This is a genomic window from Pseudomonas sp. DF11 (assembly GCF_058148565.1).
On the sequence record NZ_JBYVYN010000001.1, the window covers coordinates 691,888 to 714,771 of the forward strand.

Annotated in this window: 22 protein-coding genes; 11 read left to right on the forward strand and 11 right to left on the reverse strand. The window is 61.9% G+C overall.

Going from position 1 to position 22,884, the window contains the following annotated elements; translation table 11 throughout:
* Positions 1–138 precede the first annotated feature (138 nt).
* Complete coding sequence (locus AC30D9_RS02895; RefSeq protein WP_134924610.1) at positions 139–1,212, reverse strand: NAD(P)-dependent alcohol dehydrogenase; 1,074 nt, start codon at positions 1,210–1,212, stop codon at positions 139–141.
* A gap of 255 nt (positions 1,213–1,467) precedes the next feature.
* Here AC30D9_RS02895 and AC30D9_RS02900 point away from each other — a divergent pair, with 255 nt between their 5' ends.
* The 6 genes from AC30D9_RS02900 to AC30D9_RS02925 all read left to right on the forward strand — a co-directional run bounded on the left by AC30D9_RS02900 (position 1,468) and on the right by AC30D9_RS02925 (position 7,937).
* Positions 1,468–2,391: a universal stress protein gene (locus AC30D9_RS02900; RefSeq protein WP_134924611.1), complete on the forward strand. Its 924-nt coding sequence runs from the start codon at positions 1,468–1,470 to the stop codon at positions 2,389–2,391.
* 59 nt (positions 2,392–2,450) lie between these two features.
* Positions 2,451–5,198, forward strand: a complete 2,748-nt coding sequence (locus tag AC30D9_RS02905) for a cation-transporting P-type ATPase (RefSeq protein WP_490143379.1) — start codon at positions 2,451–2,453, stop codon at positions 5,196–5,198.
* 41 nt (positions 5,199–5,239) lie between these two features.
* Positions 5,240–5,731: a hypothetical protein gene (locus AC30D9_RS02910; protein WP_134924613.1), complete on the forward strand. Its 492-nt coding sequence runs from the start codon at positions 5,240–5,242 to the stop codon at positions 5,729–5,731.
* Between the two features lie 170 nt (positions 5,732–5,901).
* Positions 5,902–6,336: a YeeE/YedE family protein gene (locus AC30D9_RS02915; RefSeq protein ID WP_490143380.1), complete on the forward strand. Its 435-nt coding sequence runs from the start codon at positions 5,902–5,904 to the stop codon at positions 6,334–6,336.
* Positions 6,337–6,338: 2 nt separating this feature from the next.
* Entirely contained in the window at positions 6,339–6,758 is a 420-nt protein-coding gene (locus AC30D9_RS02920) for a DUF6691 family protein (RefSeq protein ID WP_134924614.1), read from the forward strand.
* A gap of 87 nt (positions 6,759–6,845) precedes the next feature.
* Entirely contained in the window at positions 6,846–7,937 is a 1,092-nt protein-coding gene (locus AC30D9_RS02925; protein ID WP_490143381.1) for an ArsO family NAD(P)H-dependent flavin-containing monooxygenase, read from the forward strand.
* Between the two features lie 43 nt (positions 7,938–7,980).
* Here AC30D9_RS02925 and AC30D9_RS02930 read toward each other — a convergent pair whose 3' ends face one another.
* The 7 genes from AC30D9_RS02930 to AC30D9_RS02960 are packed head-to-tail and all read right to left on the reverse strand — an operon-like array spanning position 7,981 to position 14,275.
* Positions 7,981–9,348: a sensor histidine kinase gene (locus AC30D9_RS02930; protein ID WP_307572016.1), complete on the reverse strand. Its 1,368-nt coding sequence runs from the start codon at positions 9,346–9,348 to the stop codon at positions 7,981–7,983.
* Positions 9,345–10,007: a response regulator gene (locus AC30D9_RS02935; protein ID WP_109753070.1), complete on the reverse strand. Its 663-nt coding sequence runs from the start codon at positions 10,005–10,007 to the stop codon at positions 9,345–9,347. The genes AC30D9_RS02930 and AC30D9_RS02935 overlap by 4 nt, the downstream gene beginning before the upstream one ends.
* Positions 10,008–10,018: 11 nt before the next feature.
* Positions 10,019–10,663, reverse strand: coding sequence for a tetratricopeptide repeat protein (locus AC30D9_RS02940; protein WP_232200962.1), 645 nt, complete (start codon positions 10,661–10,663; stop codon positions 10,019–10,021).
* Positions 10,660–11,469 (reverse strand): SDR family oxidoreductase, encoded by an 810-nt coding sequence (locus tag AC30D9_RS02945; RefSeq protein ID WP_232201024.1) that lies wholly within the window; start codon positions 11,467–11,469, stop codon positions 10,660–10,662. Before AC30D9_RS02945 ends, AC30D9_RS02940 begins: the two co-directional genes overlap by 4 nt.
* On the reverse strand, positions 11,456–12,130 hold the full coding sequence (locus AC30D9_RS02950; RefSeq protein WP_134924617.1) for an iron-containing redox enzyme family protein: 675 nt from the start codon (positions 12,128–12,130) through the stop codon (positions 11,456–11,458). Before AC30D9_RS02950 ends, AC30D9_RS02945 begins: the two co-directional genes overlap by 14 nt.
* The gene (locus AC30D9_RS02955) at positions 12,127–13,608 is read right to left on the reverse strand and encodes an AMP-binding protein (protein WP_307572015.1); all 1,482 of its coding nucleotides are present in this window, start codon (positions 13,606–13,608) and stop codon (positions 12,127–12,129) included. The genes AC30D9_RS02950 and AC30D9_RS02955 overlap by 4 nt, the downstream gene beginning before the upstream one ends.
* On the reverse strand, positions 13,598–14,275 hold the full coding sequence (locus AC30D9_RS02960) for a thermostable hemolysin (RefSeq protein WP_307572014.1): 678 nt from the start codon (positions 14,273–14,275) through the stop codon (positions 13,598–13,600). The genes AC30D9_RS02955 and AC30D9_RS02960 overlap by 11 nt, the downstream gene beginning before the upstream one ends.
* A gap of 243 nt (positions 14,276–14,518) precedes the next feature.
* Between AC30D9_RS02960 and AC30D9_RS02965 the strand changes: the two genes are divergently transcribed.
* Positions 14,519–16,225 carry an amidase gene (locus AC30D9_RS02965; RefSeq protein ID WP_490143724.1) on the forward strand — a complete coding sequence of 569 codons (1,707 nt, stop codon included), beginning with the start codon at positions 14,519–14,521 and terminating at the stop codon, positions 16,223–16,225.
* A gap of 44 nt (positions 16,226–16,269) precedes the next feature.
* Here AC30D9_RS02965 and AC30D9_RS02970 read toward each other — a convergent pair whose 3' ends face one another.
* On the reverse strand, positions 16,270–17,124 hold the full coding sequence (locus tag AC30D9_RS02970; protein ID WP_490143382.1) for a LysR family transcriptional regulator: 855 nt from the start codon (positions 17,122–17,124) through the stop codon (positions 16,270–16,272).
* A gap of 74 nt (positions 17,125–17,198) precedes the next feature.
* Here AC30D9_RS02970 and AC30D9_RS02975 point away from each other — a divergent pair, with 74 nt between their 5' ends.
* Positions 17,199–18,155 carry a DMT family transporter gene (locus AC30D9_RS02975; protein ID WP_490143383.1) on the forward strand — a complete coding sequence of 319 codons (957 nt, stop codon included), beginning with the start codon at positions 17,199–17,201 and terminating at the stop codon, positions 18,153–18,155.
* Here AC30D9_RS02975 and AC30D9_RS02980 read toward each other — a convergent pair.
* Positions 18,131–19,096: a LysR family transcriptional regulator gene (locus AC30D9_RS02980; RefSeq protein ID WP_490143725.1), complete on the reverse strand. Its 966-nt coding sequence runs from the start codon at positions 19,094–19,096 to the stop codon at positions 18,131–18,133. The two genes, AC30D9_RS02975 and AC30D9_RS02980, sit on opposite strands and share 25 nt — an antisense overlap.
* Positions 19,097–19,245: 149 nt before the next feature.
* On the opposite strand from AC30D9_RS02980, the gene AC30D9_RS02985 reads away from it, so the two are divergent.
* The 3 genes from AC30D9_RS02985 to AC30D9_RS02995 all read left to right on the forward strand — a co-directional run bounded on the left by AC30D9_RS02985 (position 19,246) and on the right by AC30D9_RS02995 (position 22,007).
* Positions 19,246–20,445, forward strand: a complete 1,200-nt coding sequence (locus AC30D9_RS02985) for an MFS transporter (RefSeq protein ID WP_307572011.1) — start codon at positions 19,246–19,248, stop codon at positions 20,443–20,445.
* A gap of 324 nt (positions 20,446–20,769) precedes the next feature.
* Positions 20,770–21,237: a cyanase gene (cynS, locus tag AC30D9_RS02990; protein WP_490143384.1), complete on the forward strand. Its 468-nt coding sequence runs from the start codon at positions 20,770–20,772 to the stop codon at positions 21,235–21,237.
* A 110-nt stretch (positions 21,238–21,347) separates the two neighbouring features.
* Entirely contained in the window at positions 21,348–22,007 is a 660-nt protein-coding gene (locus AC30D9_RS02995) for a carbonic anhydrase (protein WP_490143385.1), read from the forward strand.
* On the opposite strand, the gene cynR is transcribed toward AC30D9_RS02995, so the two are convergent.
* Positions 21,943–22,863: a transcriptional regulator CynR gene (cynR, locus tag AC30D9_RS03000; RefSeq protein ID WP_490143386.1), complete on the reverse strand. Its 921-nt coding sequence runs from the start codon at positions 22,861–22,863 to the stop codon at positions 21,943–21,945. The genes AC30D9_RS02995 and cynR overlap by 65 nt on opposite strands.
* Positions 22,864–22,884 lie beyond the last annotated feature (21 nt).

Here is a 22,884-nt window from a genome sequence, read left to right on the forward strand (position 1 = left end):
AACCCACCTGGCAGGCATCCAGATGCACCACCCAAAGTGTCCCTGGCTGTTGCTCTTCTATCCGAATAATCATGACCTGCCTCCCGACGCCGAATGATGGCGAGAGTGAACAACTCGTTGTAGCTGGCCTGATCCCGTTCAAGGCGTGATGGCAACTTTCATCACACCATCGCGCTGGTGGGCGAACAGGTCGTAGGCCGCTTCGATGTCGTCAAGCTTGAAGCGATGCGTGACCAACGGCGACAGGTCCACCGAGCCGCTGGCTACAACCGCCAGCAACCGACGCATACGCTCTTTTCCGCCAGGGCAAAGCGTGGTGACGATGCTGTAGTCTCCCAGCCCCGCCGCGAAAGCGGCGAGGGGAATTTTCAGATCGCTGGAATACACCCCAAGACTCGACAAGCGCCCGCCAGGACGCAGCACTCGCAGTGCCGACTCGAACGTGCCCTGGGTGCCCAGGGCTTCGATGGCAACGTCCACACCACGCCCATCGGTCAAGGCCATGATCTGCTCCACCACATCGCCGTCCTTGAAGTTGACGACATGGGTGGCCCCCAGTCGCCGGGCCACGCTCATGCGTTCGGCCACTGCGTCGACCCCGATGATGGTGCTCGCGCCCTTGAGCCGGGCACCGGCCACCGCACACAAGCCGATAGGGCCCAGGGCAAACACCGCGACCGTGTCCCCGATGCTCACTTCGCCGCGCTCGGCACCGGAAAACCCGGTGGACATGATGTCCGGGCACATCAGTACCTGCTCGTCACTGAGCCCGTCGGGAATCGGGCAAAGATTAGCCAGCGCATCGGGTACCAGTACGTACTCGGCCTGGCAGCCATCGATGGTGTTGCCGAACTTCCAGCCACCGATGGCACGAAAGCCGTGGCGGGTGTCCGGGCCGTCCTGGGAACCACAGCCACACAGACAAGCATAGCTCTGGCCACTGGGGGTAATGGCGCCGGCGATCACCCGTTGGCCTTCGACAAAACCACGCACCTGGGAACCCAGCCGTTCGATGATGCCGACAGGCTCATGACCTACCGTCAGCCCCCTGGCCACCGGGTATTCACCGCGCAAGATGTGCACATCGGTGCCACAGATGGTCGTGGTGGTAATGCGCACCAGCGCATCCAGCGGCCCGACCTCGGGGATGGGTTTGTCTTCCAGCACGATTCGGTTCTTTTCCACGAAAACTGCGGCTTTCATCTTGGTCATGACGAATGATCCCGTTGTGTGATGAGCCTGGGTACCAGGGTGAGAATCGAGCCTGCGCCGCTCTGGCGTCGGGCGGATTGATCATGATCAAACATCGCGCTGTTGCCTCGACATATCGGCGCTATCGCCCCCTTGTGGGGCGAGTTTGATGCAAATCAAAGTTACCGTGGGGCTGGACGATCAATATCAGGCTCAGACACCACGCCGAGCGAACAATCGCCCGGTGCCAACAGGTCCTTGCCCGGGAGGTTTGTCATGTCTACGCAATCACGCTTGATGCTGGTCGTCTCGCCCCTGATGGAACACAGCCCGGCGTTCGACCGGGCGGCCGCGCTGGCCAAGGCCGAAGGCGCCGCGCTGCATATTGTAGCGTTTGATTACCTCGAAGGCCTGGCCACGGCCGGCCTGGTCAACGAACAGGCACTGGAACAGATGCGCCTGGGCTACATTGAGCGCCATCGGCACTGGCTGGAGGAACAGGCCAGGCCGCTGCGCAAACTCGGTATCGAGGTCACGACAGAAGTGATGTGGGTCGAGCGCCCCTTGCAGGAGATCCTGGTCCACCTCAGGGAAGCGCCCATGGATGCGCTGATCAAGTCGGTAGACCCTGAGTCCTGGTTTTCCCGATTGATGTTCACACCGCTGGACGTGCATCTGCTGCGCGAATGCGAAGTTCCCCTGCACTTCGTCAACAAGGTCGTCCACGCTCGTCCGCGCAAGATCCTGGCGGCTGTCGATCCGTTTCATCAGGACGGACGCTACGAAGGCCTCAATGACCGGATCCTCAGCGAAGCCAACAAGCTGGCCACCAGCTGCGACGCAACGCTTGAAGTCATCTACGCCTATGACCTTTCGTCCATTACCGCCGCTGAGTACGGTTATGGCAACGGCTCGATGTTCTTCTCCTCGACCCTGGCGCGCCAGCTCTACGAATCCCAGGGCGCGGCCTTCGATGCACTGGCCGAACGCAATGGCATCGCCCCGGACCAACGGCGCATGATCATGGGTGACCCGGCCAAGGTATTGGCCAGCTACGCCACGTCCCATGACATTGATGTCATTGTCATGGGGCGCGTGCGCTACGGCAGCTTGGACAAGCTGATCGGCAGCACCGTGGAAGGCCTGCTGTACAAGATGCCATGCAGCGTGTGGGTGATCGCGCCGCAGCAGGTTGGCTAAGACAGACCCGTGCCGATGGCCTGTAGAACAACCGCTCCGTGCCCACAGGAACGCGGCTGATGAACCGACCCAGCGATGCGCCAGTGCTGCCCCCGTCAACGCCACCACAGGCCCTGGCCTGGTACTCGCTGCCCGCCGAACAGGTGCTCAAACACCTGGATGTCGATGAGCAAGCCGGGCTGGAGACTGCCGAAGTCCAGGCCCGGCTTGAGCGCGCGGGTTTCAACCGGTTGTCCGCATCAGGCCGGCGGCCCGCGTGGCGGCGGTTTCTGCTGCAATTTCACAACATCCTGATTTATGTACTGCTCGGTTCTGCCGTCATCACCGCAACGCTGCAACACCTGTGGGATACGGTGGTCATTCTCGCCGTCGTGGTGGTCAACGCGATCATTGGCTATGTCCAGGAAGGCAAGGCCGAAAAGGCCATGGACGCCATCCGCGACATGCTGGCGCCACGTGCAACGGTGATCCGTGCCGGCGAACGCTTGGGCATCGCAGGCGAAGAACTGGTACCCGGCGACATCGTCTTGCTGGAAGCCGGCGACAAAGTCCCGGCGGATCTGCGCCTGCTGCATGCCAATCGGCTCCAGGTCCAGGAAGCCATTCTGACGGGAGAATCCGCACCGGCTGAAAAGAATACCGAACCGGTGCGCATCGAGGCGGCCCTGGGCGACCGTGCCTGCATGGCATTCAGTGGCACCCTGGTGACCTGCGGACAAGCCTCGGGGGTCGTTGTCGCCACCGCGACATCGACCGAAATCGGACGCATCAGCAACCTGCTCGCGCAAGTGGAGCCCCTGACGACGCCCCTGATCCAGCAAATGGATGTCTTCTCTCGCTGGCTGACGATATTGATTTTACTGATCGCCGGCCTGTTACTCGCTTATGGCCACTTTGTCGGGCACTACGTTTTCACCGAAATATTCATGGTCGTGGTGGGAATGTCGGTCGCGGCCATCCCCGAAGGATTGCCGGCGGTACTTACCATTACGCTGGCGGTGGGGGTGCGGGCGATGGCCCGTCGCAACGCCATCGTCCGGCGCCTGCCAGCCATCGAGACGCTGGGCTCGGTATCGGTCATCTGCACGGACAAGACCGGCACCCTCACCCGTAACGAAATGATGGTGGCATCCGTTGTCACCAGCGACCTGACCTTCACGGTCGACGGCGTCGGCTACCAGCCCTCCGGTAACATGAACCTTGCCGATCAGTTGATCGACACTTCCCACCACCCGGTGCTGGCCGAACTGGGGCGCGCGACCAGCCTGTGCAATGACGCAAGGTTGAGGCAGCACGAAGATACCTGGAAGGTCGAAGGGGATCCCATGGAGGGCGCATTGCTGGTGTTTGGCGCCAAAGCCGGCATCAACGGCGAAGAGGAGCGAAGTACCTGGGCCCGCACCGATGCCATTCCATTCGACGCCAAACACCGCTTCATGGCGACGCTGCATCACAATCATGACCGACAAGCGGCGATTTATGTCAAAGGCGCGCCGGAGCAGATTTTGACCATGTGCGCGCGCCAACGTAGCAGCACGGGAACAACAGAACCCCTCGATGCCGACTACTGGCACGCACAGGCCAATGTCATTGCCCGCAAAGGCCAGCGGGTATTGGCGCTCGCCGTCAGGTCAGTCCCACCCGAACATGCCATCCTGGAGTTTGCCGATGTGCAGGGGACACTGACCTTGCTTGGCCTGGTGGGAATGATCGACCCGCCCCGGCCGGAAACGATCCAGGCGATCGAGCAATGCCAGGCGGCCGGCATAGTGGTGAAAATGATCACCGGGGACCACGCCGGCACCGCCTCCGCCATCGGTTATCAGATCGGCCTGCACAACCCCGACAAGGTGCTGACCGGCAACGATCTGGACGCCATGAATGATGCGACCCTCAGGGAATCGCTCAAGCAGGTGAACATCTTCGCGCGCACCAGCCCCGAACATAAGCTCAGGCTGGTAACGTCGCTGCAACTCAATGGCATGACCGTGGCCATGACCGGCGACGGCGTCAATGACGCGCCAGCGCTCAAACGCGCGGATGCCGGTATCGCCATGGGTGACAAAGGCAGCGAAGCCGCGAAAGAAGCCGCGGACCTGGTATTGGCGGACGATAACTTCGCCTCCATCATGGCCGCTGTGCGTGAAGGACGCACGGTCTATGACAACATCAAGAAAGTACTGAGCTGGACGTTGCCCACCAATGCGGGCGAGACAATGACCTTGATTGTCGCGCTGCTGTTTGGCCTTACATTGCCAGTCACGGCGATACAGATCCTGTGGATCAATCTGATTACCGCCATCACGCTGGGTATCGCGCTGGCGTTCGAGCCGACCGAAGACAACACCATGCGCAGGCCGCCGCGCTCAAGGCAGGAGCCGTTGATCAGCGGCGCATTGGTCTGGCATATGGTGCTCGTTTCCATTCTGTTCCTGTGCGGCGTCTACGGCATTTTTACCTATGCCCTGGACCGAGGCTACCCGGTCGAACTGGCCCGCACCCTGGCAGTGAACACCTTGGTCGTGATGGAAATTTTCCATCTGTTCTTTATCCGCAATCTCTACGGCACGTCGCTGACCTGGAAGGGCTTTCGAGGTACGAAGGTTGTATGGGCAACCATCGCGGTGGTAACCGTCGCCCAGTTCGCCATCACCTACGCCCCGCCGCTGCAAGCCGTATTCGCGACCCAAGCCGTCCCGTTCAAGGACGGACTGCTGATCATCGCGGTGGGCATTGCGCTGTTTGCCGTCATCGAAATTGAAAAACAGCTTCGACTGCGTTTAACCGAGTCCGATCGTCAACCGTGACGATCACTCCCCTGCCCACCGACCCCGCAAGGACCTGAATCATGAACGCATCCAGACTCGCCGCCCTCGCTCTGACCGCAGTGCTTTTTCCCACGCTAACCTTCGCCCAGCAAGACACGGACGCCGCCAAGGCGACTCAGCCTTCGATGAGCGTTGAGCAATTTGATCAGCAGATGGCGACGGCCCAGGAAAACCTGAAGAAGATGCAGGAGCAAATGAGCCAGATCCAGAACACCACCGACCCGGCACAACGCCAGAAACTCATGCAAGATCACCAGGCGATGATGCAGCAAGGCATGCAGATGATGAATGGGATGATGGGGTGCTGCGGGGGCGGCATGATGGGCGGCGGCCACATGAAGGGTAACGGCCCGATGATGGGTTGGAAACAAATGGGCAGCCACTATTCCCGGATGACGCCCGAGCAGATGAAGCAGCACCAGTACATGATGGACAGGTACATGGGCATGCAACAGATGATGATGGAGCAGATGATGCAGCATCAGGAACACATGGGCATGCCCTCTCGCTAGACCTGTCTCCCGATGCCCAGGGCAGCGCCTGGTCGCTGCCAGGTTGCCGTCCCCCTATCTGCAAGGAGGCTTCGCCCTTTGTCTACGCTGGCAGAGGGCCGCCCTGCTGGTAAGAGTCCTGGGTTGAAGCGCGTACTGGAATATCAGAACTTGTGTGCTGGAGAACGCTGATGAATCTTGACTGGCTCAACTTTACGCCTTGGTCAGCCCTTGCCGGCGGGATGTTGATCGGCCTGGCGGCCAGCCTGTTCGTGGTCGCCAATGGCAGGATCGCCGGCGTCAGCGGGCTGATCGGCAGCCTTTTGCAGCGTGGCAGCGAAGGGCTGGGCGAGAAAGCCCTGTTTCTCCTGGGGCTGCTCGTCGCGCCGCTGTTATGGGGCGTGTTTGCGACGCTGCCGCCGCTCGAGTTCCAGAATGGCTGGCTCGGCCTCACTGTCGCCGGCCTGTTGGTGGGTATCGGCACTCGTTACGGTTCGGGTTGCACCAGTGGCCATGGTGTGTGCGGTATATCGCGCCTCTCGCCGCGTTCGATGGTTGCCACGGCGTGTTTCATGCTCAGCGGTTTCGTCACGGTATTTGTCCTGCGTCATGTGATGGGGGGGTGAACATGCGCAAACTGACTGCATTCATCGCCGGCCTGCTCTTCGGCTTGGGGCTGCTCCTGGCAGGCATGACCAACCCGAAGAAAGTGTTGGGTTTCCTGGACTTGGCCGGCACCTGGGATCCGTCCCTGGCGTTGGTGATGATCGGGGCGATTGGCACCGCTATCGTCCCGCTGGCCTGGGCGCGCCAACAGACGCACGCGCTGCTGGGCAGCCCCATGCAGCTGCCGGTCAAGCGAGAACTGGACCGGCGCCTGATCGGTGGCAGCCTGGTGTTCGGCATCGGCTGGGGCATTGCCGGCATCTGTCCTGGCCCCGCCGTGGCCATCCTGCTGACCGGACACTGGCAAGCCTTTGTGTTCATGCTGGCTATGTTGGCGGGCATGTTGTTGTTCGGCGTGCTGGAAACCCGGCGCGTCCATTGATCGGGAAATTGCCATGAAAGCTGACATTGGAACCCTTTGAGTTCTGCAACGGACTCTCTTTCAGCCTTAACCAAAGGACTCAGCGTCATGCCCCGCGAACAGCCCGATACATTTGACGTTGTCATCATCGGTGGAGGCCAATCGGCCTTGGCGGTGGCCTATTTCCTGCGGCGCACGCCTCTCTCGTTCGTCATCCTCGATGCCCAGGAAGAACCCGGTGGCGCCTGGCGGCATGGCTGGAACTCGCTGCGACTCTTTTCCCCGGCTACCTGGAGTTCGATCCCTGGCTGGATGATGCCCCCCACACAGGATGGCTATCCGTCGCGAGACCATGTGATCGACTATCTCAAGCAGTACGAACAGCGCTATCGATTTCCCGTGGAGCGGCCGGTACAGGTCACCCGTGTGCAACGCACAGAAACAGGCATGCGCGTATACGCATCGGACAGGCAATGGGACGCCCGGGTCGTGGTCAGCGCAACGGGCACCTGGAGCAACCCCTACATCCCTCGCTACCCTGATGCGGCCTTGTTCGCCGGCCAGCAATTGCATTCGGCGGACTATGTCGAGGCGTCCCCTTTCGCCGGCAAGAAAGTCCTGGTGGTAGGTGGCGGTAATTCAGGGGCGCAGATTCTGGCCGAGGTGTCGAAAATCGCCGAGACCACTTGGGTCACGCCCGTCGAGCCGCTGTTCCTTGGCGACGATGTGGATGGGCGCGTGTTATTCGAGCGTGCCACCGAGCGCTGGAAGGCCCAGCAGGAAGGTCGCGTCATCGATCAGCCTGTGGGAGGGTTGGGCGACATTGTCATGGTGCCGCCGGTTATCGAAGCCCGTGAACGCAACGTGCTTCAGTCCGTCAGGCCTTTCGAACGCTTTACCCGCAACGGTGTGATCTGGGCCGACGGCCACGAATCGGTCGTGGACGTGGTGATCTGGTGCACCGGATTCAGGCCCGCCCTGCAGCACCTTGATGCGCTTGGGGTGCTCAACAACGAGGGCCGCGTGGAGGTCGTGGGCACCCACTCGATACAAGAGCCAAGGCTGTGGCTGGTCGGCTACGGCGAGTGGACGGGGTCGGCTTCCGCCACTCTGATCGGCGTTACCCGTACTGCACGCAGCACCGTCAGCGAGATAGTCGCCTTTCTCGCCGACCAATCTACGGCCGATACACCTGCTTGAATGGCCAACCGGGCGACAACCGGTCATGGCACCGGGAAATCGTTTAAAAGCGCCCTATTTCCAACGTCGCGCACAGCCCGCCTTCGGCCCGATTCTCCAGCCGAATCTGGCCACCGAGGCGATCGGCGATAGTGCGTACGATCGTCAGCCCCAACCCGGCCCCCTGGTCGTTGCCACGGCTGTAGAACCGTTCGAAAAGCCGCTCACGCTCGGCCTCGTCGATACCCGGCCCCTGGTCTTCGACTGACAGCTCGTAGTGGTCGCCCTTCCTGGCCAGCCGTACGGTAATCGTGCCGTTGGCCGGAGAAAAATTGGCCGCGTTGGTCACCAGGTTGTTCAAGGCGATGTCGATGGCCACCGGGTCGATGCGAACCGGGCCGATATCATCGCTGACATCCAGCACCGGCTCGAGTCCCTTGCTCAGCAACCAGGGGGTCAGTTGAACCAGGCTCGCACGAACCGTGGCCGGCAGGTCGATGACCGCAGGCGTCGGAACGCCTGTCTGCGGTTCAAGCCGCGCCATGGTGAGCAGTTGATTGACCAGGCGCGTGGTGCGATCGACCCCGGCGATCAGGTGTTCCAGGGACTCGCGACGGCTTTGCTCGCTCCCCGCCTCCATCAGGTTCTGCGCATGCACCCGCAGCACCGCCAAGGGCGTGCGCATCTCGTGGGCGGCATCGGCGATGAAACGCCGCTCACGGCCCATCACCTCCTGGATCTGCGCCAATACACGGTTGAGTGCCGCCTGCATGGGCTCAAGCTCGGTAGGAAGCGGCATCATTTGCAGGGGTTCAAGTGAGCCGGGATGCCTGGCGCGCAACTTGGCCGCCATATCGACCAGGGGCTTGAGCCCCCAACCGATGGCCAGCCAGATCACCGCGGCCAGCAGCACGCTGCCGATCAGGTTGGGCACGACGGTGTGACGGACAATCCGGTCGACCAGGTCGGCGCGCACGTCGTCGCGCTCACCCACCCAGATCTTCAAGCCATATTGCGCATCGTCCAGGACAAATGCCCGCCACTTACGGTTCTTCTGGTCCACGATCTCACTGAAACCGGGCGCACTCGGCGGCGAGGTGAAAGACGGCGCACTGGACGTATGCACCAGCACCGAACCTTGTGAGTTCCAGACTTGAAAGGCGATCTTGCTCTCATAGGGATGGCCGTCGACTTTCGGCACCGCCTGCCCCAACGCCGAATTGAACGCCTGATACAGCTCGGCATGCTCCTTGCTCGCCATCGGCATGCGCATCACGCCCTGCAACAACCGGGCATTCTGCGCCAACTGGGCATCGTAGACCTCGGCGATTTCATGGTTGCTGTCATGCAGGTTGAACACGGTGATGATCAACAGGCCAAGGAACAGCAGGCCGAGGATCAACGTGAGGGTGCGACGTCGGATCGAACTCATCGATGCTCCTCCACCAGGTAACCGACACCGCGAATGGTACGGATCAGGTCGGTGGAGAATTTCTTGCGCAGGTGGTGGATGTGCACTTCCAGCGTATTGCTCTCGGCCTCCTCGTTCCAACCGTAGAGCAACTGCATCAGATGATCGCGGGTCATGACGCGGCCCGGCGGCGAGAGCAGTTCATGGAGCAACTGATACTCCTTGGGCGTCAGGGCCACCGGTTTGCCCTGGTAGCTGACTTGCTGGGTGCCGGGGTTCAGGCTGATGCCGGCATGTTCGATCAACGCCTGGGCGCGGCCGGCGCTACGGCGCAACAAGGCCCTTAGCCGGGCCTTGAGTTCCGCCAGGTCGAAGGGCTTGACCAGATAATCGTCGGCCCCGGCGTCCAACCCGGCAATCCGATCCTCGGTGGCATCCCGGGCGGTAAGAATCAGCACCGGCAGGTTGGAGCCACTGTCACGCAAGCGCCGCAACACTTGCAGGCCGTCCATCCGTGGCAGACCCAGGTCGAGTACCGCCAGGTCGAAGGTTTCACTGAGCAGCGAATGCAAGGCGCTGCTGCCGTCCTGCAACCAGTCGACGGTATAGCCTTCACGGCTCAGGGCCTGGTGGATGCCTTCGCCCAAGGCCACGTCATCCTCGATCAGTAATAAACGCACACCCGCTCCTGTCAGTTCAGTTGCTTGTTCACATCCACCAGCAAAGCGTCGATCTCCTTGCGGCGCCCAGCATCAGCCGTTTCCCGACCCGGCCGCGGCGCTGCCTGCAAGGCTTTTTGCAACGCCGCCCTGGCTTCGCTGTAACGCTTTTGACGGTAGAGGTGATCGCCCCAAAAGTACAGGCTGTCGATGCCGTTCGGGTTGAGTTGCAAGGCCTGCTTGAGCAACTGCTCGGCCTTGTCCGAATCGCCAAAACCCAGGGGCCAACCCGGCACCCGATCGTAGAGTGCACCTAGGCTGGTGTAGGCCGACCCTTGCAAGGCCTTGGGGTCCAGGGCCAGGGCTTTTTCCAGGTCGCCCTTGGCTTCCTTGACCTTGCCCAGCGCACCGAGCCCGCCCTTGGCCCCGGCCCAACTGCTGTTGACGATGCCGGACCAGATCCAGGCTTCGGCCAGCGATTGACGCTCCTGCTTGAACGCCGCGGCCTGGGTCGCGAGTTTTTCGAACGCCTCGGCCCGTTGGCCCTCGGGCAACTCGTATTGAATGTGTGCCCAGTTCTGCTGGATGTCGCCCAGGCGTTGCTGGTCGGCAGCCTCCAACGCCCAGACGCTTTGGCTCAAGGTGCCGATCAATAGGCAAGCGAGGATTTTTTTCATGGCTTGAGGTGCTCGTTTTCGGGTTTGTGACTGAGGCGACGGATCAGCGGCAACTGCTTGCGCAGGCCTCGGTCCACCAGGTTGGGCAGCAGGCTGTTGAGGCCGACGAAAAAACGTTCGGGCCAACCCAGGTAGAGTTCGCGACGGTCACCGACGATGGCGTGGACCACTGCGGTCGCCACGGTTTGCGGGTCGTCGACGTTGGCCTTGAGCGCCTGGTTGAGCGCATCGGCCGCCGGGCTGTTCATCGCGGTACGGGTGGCCCGGGGCGCCACGTAGAGCACCCCGACACGGGTGTCGGCCAGTTCTCGGCGCAAGGCTTCGGAAAAACCGCGCAAGGCAAACTTGCTCGCGCAGTAGCTGGCATAGCCCGGGTAGCCGATTGATCCATAGGTCGAACCGACATTGACGACCATCGCGCTGTCGGCCTGCTTGAGCAGCGGCAAAAACAGTTTGGTCAGGCAGATCGGCGCGCTGATGTTCAACGCCAGCATGGCGTTGATCTCACTGTCGTCGAGTTGTTCGAGCATGGCGAAGTGGTTCACGCCAGCGGCATTGATCAGCAGGTTGATGCCACCCTGGGCCTCGGCGGCGACCAGCACCTTGCGTCGGTCGGCCAGGAAGGTCAGGTCGGCACCGACCCAAAACAAATGCTGCGGGTAGCGCTCCAGCAAAGGCTGCAAGGCTTCACGATGCCGGGCCACAGCCAGCACCCGCGCACCACTGGCGCACAGGGCGGCGGCGATGGCCTGGCCGATTCCGCCGCTGGCCCCCGTCAGCACGACACGCGCATCACACAGGCGCATGTTCATGCTCCCCGCCACGAGGCAAGCCCCGGAACATGTCGGTGTACAACCGGTACACCACCTTGGAGGCATGGATCACCGCAGCCTGGTCCGCCGGATCGTCCAATCGGTTCATCAAGCCGCGATAGGTCTGCATATGCTCGATGTCGAGCGATCCATGGGAGCTGAGGTAGCTGAACGCCGTGGGCGGCAATTCCAGGCGCTGGCGGATGCTGTCGGCGGCATGGGTCGCCAGGGCGATACTGGTGCCCTCGAGCACATTGACCATGCCGAACAGGCCCACCGGGTTGCCTCGGGCGATCAAGTCATAGAGGTAACTGACCATCAGCTCGATAGGCAACGATGGCTGACCGTTGCGCACCGCATCCTTGTCGCCACCGCACACGGCGATGTCATCCAGCACCCACTGCTCGTGGCCGTACTCTTCGTCAATGTATTCGCACACGGCCTTGCGCAGCCATTCCAGGCGCGTTGGCAGGCGCGCACCGCAGGCCATCATCAACGGCACCGTATGGCGTACATGGTAGTACGCCTGGATCAGGAACCCCCGGTAACTGGCCAGGCTGACCTGGCCGTCGAGGGCATCTCGGATGATCGGCAGATTGAACAGGGTCTGGCGCTCTTGCTGGGTGGCTTCTTGCAACGTGTCAAAAAAACTCATGATGGGGACTCCTCGGACAAGACAGATGAAGTGAGCTGCGCCCGGTAGTGCTCGACAATGGCGTCCCGGCGTGGCCGGCCATTGGCGGTGAGCATGCCGTTGGCAGCGCTGAAGGGTTGATCCAGGCGTGTCCAGCGATGGACCCGGGCGTAATCGGGCAACGTGTCGTTGGCCTTGGCCACGGCCAGTTCCAGGGTTTGATCAGTGCAATCGGCGCGGACGGGCCAGAGCAGCGCATGGTTATGGGGCAAGGCTTCGCCATAAACGAAGGCCTGGGCGATGTCACCGCCCTGGGTGAGTTCGGCTTCAACCCATTCGGGGTTCACGTTGCGACCGAAACTGGTCACGAACTGGTGCTTCTTGCGACCGCGCAGGTAAAGAAAACCGTCTTCGTCGAATTCACCCAGGTCACCGCTGGGCCACCACTCGCTGGTGTGCAGGGGCTCACCCAGGTAACCCAGCAGGGTCGAGCCCTTGATCATGACTTCGCCGTCATCGGCCAGGCGAACCTCCACATGGGGCAGCGGCTGGCCGACACTGCCAGCGCGATGAGCCTGGGGCCGATTGAGACAGACCACCGAGGCGCACTCCGACAGCCCATAGCCTTCAAACACCGGCAGGCCAACCCGCTGGGCCCGTTGCAACAGATCGTGGGACACCCGCGCCCCGCCAACGGCGGCGAATCGCACGATGTGCGGGTTGAACATCTTCTGTTCGGCGGCCGTGACCAGCATCAACAGCAGCTGTGGAACCAGGATCAGGCTGTGCGCCCGACGCTCGGCCAGGCACCCCAGCAGGCGCGTGGCATCGACCCCACTGGCGCCGTGGATGCCAAGGGTCTTCTGGCTGGGCAGGCTCAGCATGGCTCCGGCATACAGCGCCGCGTAGCAGCCAAGGTTCTCCAGCAGAATCGCCAGGGGCAGCAACGCCAAGTGATGCCGGGCCTCGACCGGTTGGCTGGCCTGCTCCAGTTCACGGGCCACCCGCAACAGGCTGTCGGCGCTCAGGCAGACGCCTTTCGGGGTGCCGGTGGTTCCGGAGGTGAACGTCAGCTTGGCGGTGCCCGCCGGCAGACGGCTCGGTCCATCGAAGTGCCGCCGCCAGAATTCACCGCCGTGCTGGTATCCGGCGGCTTGCAGCTCCGCTTCGAACGCAGGCTCGGCAATCACCCGCTCGGCCTGACTTTGTTCCAGGCAGTGTCGACGTTGAGCCTGGCTGAAAAAACCAGGCAGGATGACGCAGGTCAGCCCTTCGAACAGTGCGGCAAGGTCCCAGAGCATCAGTTCGATACCGTTGTCCAGGGCCAGGGCGACAACGCTGATGTGTTCGTCGCGCAGGCGTTGCTGGCGGTACACCACTTCGGAATAAAGCGTTGCGTAGTCGAGCTGCGAGCCGTCGCCCCACAGTGCCACGACATGGCCCCTGCGTTCAGCGTGACCGCGCAGGGTGCGCTTGAACTGTTCCATTTCAGGCGACATGGCTGGTTTCTCCAAGGTCCGTCGGCAGTCCCAGGCGATTGAACAGGCCGGTATTGCGCAGATGAATGAAACCGGCGCGAATGTTGCCGACATGAACCCACGGTTGGCTCTCGTAGTAGCGGCCCCAGAGATGGCGGTCCTCACCGAGGCGCTGCGGGTCGGCCGGGCACAGGGTCACAGGCTTGAGCCCCAGGCGATGGAAGCTGTTGACCAGGCCGATGTTGCCGGTGAACGCGACCCACTCCAGGCCGCCCATGGCCAACAGATAAGTGATCGCGATGATGCTCAGCCGGGCGCTACCGGTGTCGCTGGCGGCCAGGTTGCCCACCTCGACGATGCCGGCGCGGTCCACCGGACGCTCGGCAGCGGCGCTGATCAAAGGCTCGATGGGACCGTCCAGGTAATGTTCGAGAAACAGCGGCTCCTGTGCGGCGCGGCGCACGCCAGCCGCTGCGCAGAGCGTGCCGTGGACATCGTCGAGGCCGAACAGCTCCGGCATGAAGTGACGAATATCGGCGCCATGGACCTGGCGAAAGCGCTGCTGGATGAACGCTTCGAATTCAGCTCGCCGAGGTTGTCCCGGCAGGGCCCGGTGCAAATGGCGCGCCGGCGGAGCCGCGTCGCCAAAGGCCAGCGGCAAATGGATGTTCCAGTCGAAATCGGACATGGGTCAAGGTTCTCCCTCGGGCTATTGGGAGGAAGTATCGGGGCCGTTTCTTAACGAAGTCTGAAGGTGGCAAATTTGCGCCCGCTCAAGAAACAGCCTGCCAAATCTGAGCTGCCCCTTATCGCTATTCCGGTGTACAGTGGCAAAGACCGATAAATATCCACTTTGAGATGACCTGAAGAGTCAGGAGCAACTTCAATGGACCCGACCACCCCGCCATCCCTCTGCCGCGGCGCTAACAACATGATCGAAATCACCGAAGCCTCCATTGCCCAATTGCGCGCTGCGCTGGAATCGGGCCAGACGACGGCGGTGGCGCTTGTCCAGGCCTACCTCGCCAGGATCGATGCCTATGACGGCCCCGACACGCCCACGGCCCTCAACGCGGTGGTGGTTCGCAACCCCGATGCATTGAAAGAGGCCCAGGCCAGCGATGCCCGTCGCGCCAGCGGCCAGACCCTGGGTCCGCTTGACGGCATTCCCTATACGGCCAAGGACAGTTATTTGGTCAAGGGGCTCACCGCGGCGTCCGGTAGCCCGGCGTTCAAGGACCTGGTCGCCTATCGCGATGCGTTCACCATCGAGCGGCTGCGCGCCGCCGGGGCCATCTGCCTGGGCAAGACCAACATGCCACCCATGGCGAACGGCGGCATGCAGCGCGGGGTGTATGGCCGGGCCGAGAGCCCGTACAACGGCGACTACCTCACCGCGCCCTTTGCCTCGGGCTCCTCCAACGGCGCAGGTACGGCAACCGCTGCCAGTTTCGCGGCCTTCGGCCTGGCTGAAGAAACCTGGTCGAGCGGACGCGGTCCGGCGTCGAACAATGGCTTGTGTGCGTATACACCGTCGCGCGGCGTGATCTCGGTGCGTGGCAACTGGCCGCTGACGCCGACGATGGACGTCGTCGTGCCCTTCGCCAGGACCATGGCCGACCTGCTCGAAGTGCTGGATGTGGTGGTAGCCGATGACCCGGACACCCGTGGCGACCTGTGGCGCCTGCAACCCTGGGTACCGATTCCGAGCGTCGCCTCGGTTCGTCCTGCCTCGTATCCGAGCCTTGCCAGCAGCCCGGCTGCGTTGGCAGGCGTTCGGTTCGGCGTGCCTCGGATGTACATCAACGCCGATCCTGAAGCGGGCACGGCCCCAACTCCCGGCATCGGCGGCCCGACGGGGCAGCGGATCGTCACCCGGCCTTCGGTGATCGACCTCTGGGAACAAGCGCGCAAGGCCCTCGAGGCCTGCGGCGCCGAAGTGGTCGAGGTGGATTTCCCCCTGGTGTCCAACTGCGAGGGCGATCGTCCCGGCGCCCCTACGGTGTTTACTCGCGGCCTGGTTTCCAAGGAATTCCTGCACCACGAATTGTGGGACCTGTCGGCCTGGGCATTCGATGACTTCCTGCGGGCCAACGGTGATCCCAAGCTCAATCGCCTGGCCGACGTCGACGGACCGAAGATCTTCCCCCACGACCCCGGCACCCTGCCCAACCGGGAAGACGATCTGGCCGCCGGCATGGATGAATACGTGAAGATGGCCCAACGGGGCATTACGCCCTGGGACCAGATCCCTACCCTGCCCGACGGCCTGCGTGGGCTTGAAGAGACGCGTCGAATCGATCTGGAAGAGTGGATGCAGCGGCTGGGCCTGGACGCGGTGATCTTCCCGACCGTGGCCGACGTCGGGCCGGCGGACGCGGACGTCAACCCGGCGTCTGCCGATATCGCCTGGAGCAACGGGATCTGGGTCGCCAACGGCAACCTCGCCATCCGCCATCTGGGCGTGCCCACGGTCACCGTGCCGATGGGCGTCATGGCGGACATCGGCATGCCCGTCGGGCTGACGTTTGCTGGCCGTGCCTATGATGATTCGAGACTGTTGCAACTGGCTTCGGCTTTTGAAGCGACGGGCTCCAAACGCCTGGTCCCGCCTCGGACGCCGCCGTTGTCGGCTTGATCCGTTTATTGTGGAGGGCTGCAGTGCAGCCCCTCACAACGTTCCTACAGGCGGAAATATTGCTGCATGGCACGGGCAAGCAGGCTCACGGCTTCATCGCCCAGTGAAGCCTGGGCTCGCATGAACACCACCTCGTGCTCCGCGATGGCCGGCAGGTCTTCGAGGATCCGCATGGCATCCGTCACCCGCGCACGGTCTATCAGGCTGATCGCCAGCCCGGCTTCCACGCACGCCCTGACGGCCTGGTTGGAGGGGCTTTCCAGCACGACCCGGGTCCTGCGGCCGCTTTGCCTGAGGGCCTCCATCATCGCTTGCCGATAAGGGCATTGCGCCGCATGCACGGCCAGCGGCAGTGGCTCCATCGAGGCCACTGTCGTGTGGACCGGACCGACCCAGACCGGTGTGGTGGAAACCAGCACTTGTGCCTCCGCGCTCAACGTACCCTTCGGCTGCGCGACGACCGCTGCCTGGAGCTTGCCGCGTTGCACCAGGTCACGTAGCGCATAGCTGGGCGCGGTCTTGAGCTCCAGCACCACGTTAGGCCATGCGGCGGCGAATGTCGGGAGGATGTCGCGGATGACATGGTCTGCGTATTCATCCGGCACGCCCAAGGTAATGCGTCCGGCCAACCGGGTTCCGTGCAGGTCGGCCAGCACCCGGTCATGGGTGCTCAGCAACTCCGTGGTCGTGACGAGCAAACGCTTGCCCAACGCGGTGAGGGATACCGACTGATTGTCCCGGTTGAGCAACCGCCCGCCAGCGACCGCTTCCAAGCGCTGGATATGCACGCTGACCGCCGCCGGGCTTTTGTGCAGTTGTTCTGCCGCCGCACTGAATTTCCCGATCCGCGCCACCGCGTGAAACGTCCGTATCAAGTCGATATCGAGTATGGCTGTCATGATTCAATCTTCGTGAATAACTGATGCACTACATTTTTATTTATTAGATTAGCCGGGTTTCGTAGCCTGTGGTCATGAACCCGAATAAATCGATGACATGCACGTCCCTGCCCAGGCCCGCCTGGTATTGGCTGATTCCATTGCCATTACTCGAGGCAGGCTTGCTTCTGACATGGAGCTCCGGCTTCATCGGCGCGCGCTTTTCCATCGATTACGCGCCAGCATTGCTGGTGGTGTTCTGGCGTTGCGTGGTGGTCACGCTTGTCCTGTTCCCCTTCGTCGCCAGGGAGCTACGCCGAACCTCAGGTGTGGTGCTGTTGAAAAATGCCGGCATCGGCTTGCTGGCTATGGCGGGCTACCTGGCCGGTATCACCCAAGGCATTGCCCTCGGTGTACCGGCGGGCCTGGCCGCGCTGGTCGCCGACCTGTTGCCTCTGGGCCTGGCACTGCTGGCCGCAGGCGTGCTCAGACAACGACTGGCCTGGCAGGTCTGGGTCGGCCTGTTCATCGGCCTGCTCGGCGTCATCCTGGTGACCCAGGGCGCGCTGGCGTGGGGCAACGCGCCGTTGTGGGCCTATGGCCTGCCGTTGCTTGGCATGCTCTCGCTCGCCGTCGCGACCCTGTGGCAGAAAAATCTGACCGCCGAACAATCACTGGGCCTGCTGTCCAACCTGTGGTTGCAATGTTGCGTGTCGGGCCTTGTCTTCGCCTTGGTCGAGGGCGTCCATGGCAGCCTCGCCCCGCTGCCCAGCACAGGCTTTGCACTGAGCGTAGTGTGGACCGCGGGTCTTTCGACGATGGGCGGTTATGGGCTCTATTGGCTGTGCCTGCGTCGCGCGACGGCCACCCGCGTCGCCAGCGTCCTGTACCTCAGCCCGCCCGTTACGATGCTCTGGGCCTGGGCCATGTTCAACGAACCGCTTTCATGGCAGATGGCGTCGGGCATGGCGCTATCCGCCATCGGCATCTGGCTGGTCGTCGGTGCCGAAGCCCGGCAGGCCAGGCGTCAAGCGTCTGAGCGTGAGTCTTGATAGCCGGAGTTCGTTACCCCTGCCCCCCCAACCGTCTGAGCCAGGCTGGCCGTCAGCACCTCCAATAAAGCAGCGACCTTGGGAAGCTTCTCACGGCTTTTCTGCCAGGCAAGATTGATCGCCATCCCATCAGTTGCCAACTGAGGCAGCACTTGAACCAATGTCCCTTCGTCCAGTTGCCGCTGGACCAACCACGAGGGTAATTGCGCAATACCGCAACCGGCCAGTACCGCAACCACCAGGCCCTCGCCATCGCCCATCACCAGCGTTGGCGCTACCTGTTTCCTGACCGTTTCGCCCCGGTGACGCCCGGCAAAATTCCAAGGGCTGACGTTTCCGTCCGGCCAACCGTAGGCGATGCACTGATGCTGCTCCAGATCGAAATCGACCAGGGGCGTGCCATGCCCGGCCAGATAGGCCGGCGATGCGCAGAAAATATGCCATTCGCGACCCAGGTAACGATGCCCCCACGTTTCTGGCCAAATATCCGCGCCGCCCAAACGGATCAGGATATCCAGCCCTTCGTGCACAGGGTCGATGAAGCCGTCGGAGAACGAAATGTGTGGCACCAGTTGCGGGTAATCCTGCAAGCATCGCAAGACGATAGGCAGCACCTGGGAGCGGCCGAAGGCCCCGGGAAGGTCGAGCCGAACCCTGCCACGTGGCTCGGCGTTTTCGGCGTGCAGAGACAATTCAGCCTCTTCCAGGTCTGCAAGCACGCCTGTGCAGGTGCGAAGGAAGGCGATCCCCGCATCGGTCAGCGAAACCTGCCGAGTCGTACGGTCGAACAGGCGAACCCCGAGCCGGCTCTCCAGGCGCGCAACGCTTTTGCTGACAGCAGAACCGGTAAGACTCATCCGCTCGGCGGCGGCCTTGAAGCTGCCGGATTCGGCGACACAGACAAATACATCGATCCCCTTCAATCGCTCCGAGGAAAACATGACCATCCTTTATTCATGAACTGAATTCACTCAATACAAGAAAAATCATCATAAATCAGAACTGAATTCCTCAGTAAGCTTGGCCGCTACGTTTTCGTCCGCAAGACGACGCTATCCCCTATAAACACCCGCAGTCGTATGAGGCAAGGATGCTCGCTACCCTTAAACGCTATCCCACGTCAGTCAATTTGCTGCTTTCAGCGTCACTCATCCTGACGCTGGCCCGGGCAATCACATTGCCCTACCTGGTCATTTACCTGTCGGACAGCTTTGGATTGAACGTGGCCGACATCGGCCTGGTGATCGGCAGCACATTGATCATCGGGTCCCTGTTGAGCCTCTACGGCGGCTTCCTGGTGGACAATATGTCCAGCCATCGGCTCATCCTGGGGTTCAGCGGACTGTTCACGGCGGCGTTTCTCGGAACGTTCCTGGCCCGCGATCTCTGGTCGTTCTACGGCTGCCTGGTGCTGATCAACCTGGCTTATGCCGTCATCGATATCGCGGTCAAGGCCGGGTTTGGCAGCTTGCTTGCAGTCGCCGATCGCAGCGAAGCGTTCTCGATCAAATACACGCTGACCAACATCGGCTACGCCGTTGGGCCGTTTCTTGGCGCGGGGGTGGCCAAGCTGGACATCAGCTTGCCATTCCTGTTGTCCGGCATGCTCGGTGCCGGGTTCTGCCTGGTCTATTTCGTCTGGGGCGACAGAGACCTGGCGGTCGTCGATACGAGTCACAAACCCGTGCCTTTTCTGGCCGTAGGCAAGCTCCTGCTGCGGGATTACCGCTTGGTGTGCTTCACCCTTGGCGGCCTGCTCAGCGCGGTGGTCTTCGGCCAGTTCACGGCCTATCTCTCACAGTACCTGGTGGTCACGACAACAGCCCAGTTCACCTACAGCATCATCAGTGCCATTGTGACAACCAACGCGCTGATGGTGATCAGCCTGCAATACCCCATTGGTCGCAGGATTTCCCATCATCATCTGAACCTGTGGCTGGCGGCGGGGCTGAGTCTGTTCGTCGTCGGGCTGGCCGGCTTCGCCCTGGCCGACACCCTGGTGTTCTGGGTGCTCGCCATGGCGGTGTTCACGGTCGGAGAGATCATCGTCTTCCCCGCTGAATACATGTTCATCGACAACATCGCGCCCGACCACCTGCGCGGCATGTACTACGCCGCGCAGAATCTTGGCAACCTCGGTGCAGCCTCCGGACCGGTGCTGTGTGGCGTCGTATTGGCAACGCAGCCGCCCCACTACATCTTCTACATGCTCGCCCTGTTCATTGTTGCCGGAGGTGTGTTTTATTGCCTGGGGACTTGCCGGCTGGTCGACTCGCCGGCCAAGACGTAACGCAAACCTTATTCGGCGCTTCCTGAAACCTGGCTTGCAGGGTGTGTCCGCTTCAGTCCACACACATTCGCGGCAAGACTCAACACTGCTTTGCTGACCTTGTTTTCAAACGGGCATTTCCATCGAAGCGATCCGCACGTTACCTGGCATTCAATTAGGAACAACGGCATGAAGGGTTAGTTCTCCCAGCATGGGACGGCCCCAATCCATAGGCAACACCAATACATTGCATTGCATATCGGTCTTGGACGCTATAGCTCAAGCGGCAGATGATGGCTTCACCCAAGCGACATCAACCCGCCCCAAACCGATAGGAGCTACGCCATGCAACAGTCCCACGCCTACAACGACACCAGCCTGGCCCTGACCACCGAAGTGCTGGATGCCAAGGCGCGCAAGAACCTGTCCTGGCAGGACCTGGCCGACGAAACCGGCCTGAGCCTCGCCTACGTCACCGCCGCCCTGCTCGGCCAGCATCCGTTGCCGGAACATGCGGCCAAGGTGATTGGCGAGAAACTTGACCTGACCGCTGACTCGGTAGCCCGTCTGCAAATCATTCCCCTGCGCGGCAGCCTTGCCGGTGTGCCAACCGATCCAACGATCTATCGCTTCTACGAAATGATCCAGATCTACGGCACCACCCTCAAGGCGTTGGTCCATGAGCAGTTCGGCGACGGCATCATCAGCGCGATCAACTTCAAGCTCGATATCAAGAAAGTCGAGGACCCGGAAGGTGGCTCCCGTGCGGTGATCACACTGGACGGCAAGTTCCTGCCGCTGCGTCCGTTCTGACCGGTCATTGGCCTGTAGGCTGCGGCCAAACCACTCAACGATCTTGCTACTGGCTGCTCCCCGCAGCCAGTCGCTTTATTCATCTCCAATTTCATTACAAGGCGAACATCATGAAAGCGCTCATCGAAGGTTTCCTGAAGTTCCAGGAAGAGGTCTTCCCACAACGGACCGATCTGTTCAAACACCTGGCCACCACACAACACCCAGGCACCTTGTTCATCACTTGCTCCGACAGCCGCGTGGTGCCTGAGCTGCTGACCCAGCAGGAACCCGGCGAACTGTTCGTGATCCGCAATGCCGGTAATATCGTGCCGTCCTACAGCCCACACCCGGGCGGTGTTTCAGCCACGGTGGAATATGCCGTCGCGGTACTGGGCGTGAAGGACATCGTAATCTGTGGTCATTCCGATTGCGGCGCGATGACGGCCGTCGCCAAATGCGCCTGCATGGATCATCTGCCAGCGGTAAGCGGTTGGCTGCAACACGCCGAGTCGGCCAGGGTCATCAACGGCTCACGACCTCACGTCGATGATGCGGCGAAAGTCAGTTCGATGGTGCGTGAAAACGTTATCGCCCAATTGGCGAACATCCAGACCCACCCGAGCGTGCGGCTGGCCCAGGAGAAAGGCCTGCTGAACCTGCACGGCTGGGTCTACGACATCGAGACCGGATCCATCGATGCCCTGGACGCCGACAATCGCAGCTTCAGGCCCCTGGCTGCAAATCCTCAGGCGTGTGCCGTGCCGGCCCGCACGGCGACTGCAGCATGATGTCCATGAAGGCCATGGATGCCGCGCTGTGATAGTTGTTCTTGCGCCGCAACAGCGCGGCCCCACGCCGAGGGGCCGCGTCCAGCAACGCCAGCTTGCGCAGTGCGCGCTCCTGGGTGGCGATGGGCTCCGGAAGAATGGTGGCAACGGCCGAATGCCTGATCACTTCCAGCAGTGTGTTGACCGAGTTGACCTCGATGCTCACTTTGGGCGTGATCCGGGCCTGGGCGAAGTATTCGTCGATGCACGTACGGGTCGCAAAGCCGGGGGTCAACAAAGCAAATTCCAGTTGCCCGACCTGCTCAGCCGTCAGTGCGACCTGGCAGTCGTATAACGGGTGATTGCGCCCCACCATCAGCCCCAGGTTTTCGCTGAACGCCGGGATCGATTCGATATCGGCATGCCTGGCCTGATCGAAGGCGATGGCGATGTCCAAGGTGTCATTGGCCAGCCCCGCCTCGATGTCGACCATCGACAGCTCGAAGATCTGCAGATGGATATTCGGGTATCGCGCGCTGTAGTCACGCACCAGCGGCCCGACCAGGTAGGCCATGAACGTCGGGGTCATGGCCAGCCGCAAAGTGCCGCGGGAGAGGTCCTTGACGTCGTGCAGCGCCCGCTTTCCGGCCGCCAGTTCCACCAGCACCCGACGGGCACATTCGATATAGGCCGCGCCCGCATCCGTCGGCCGGACCGTGCGAGACGTGCGGTCGAACAGACTCACACCGAGGGTTTCCTCCAGTTGCCGAATCTGTTGCGACAGGGTCGGCTGCGAGACGTGCAGCACCTCGGCGGCGCGCGTGAAGCCACCGTGGTCAGCGACCGCCAGCAGATACCGCAAGTGACGTAGCAACATCGGGACCACCACCTGGAGCAT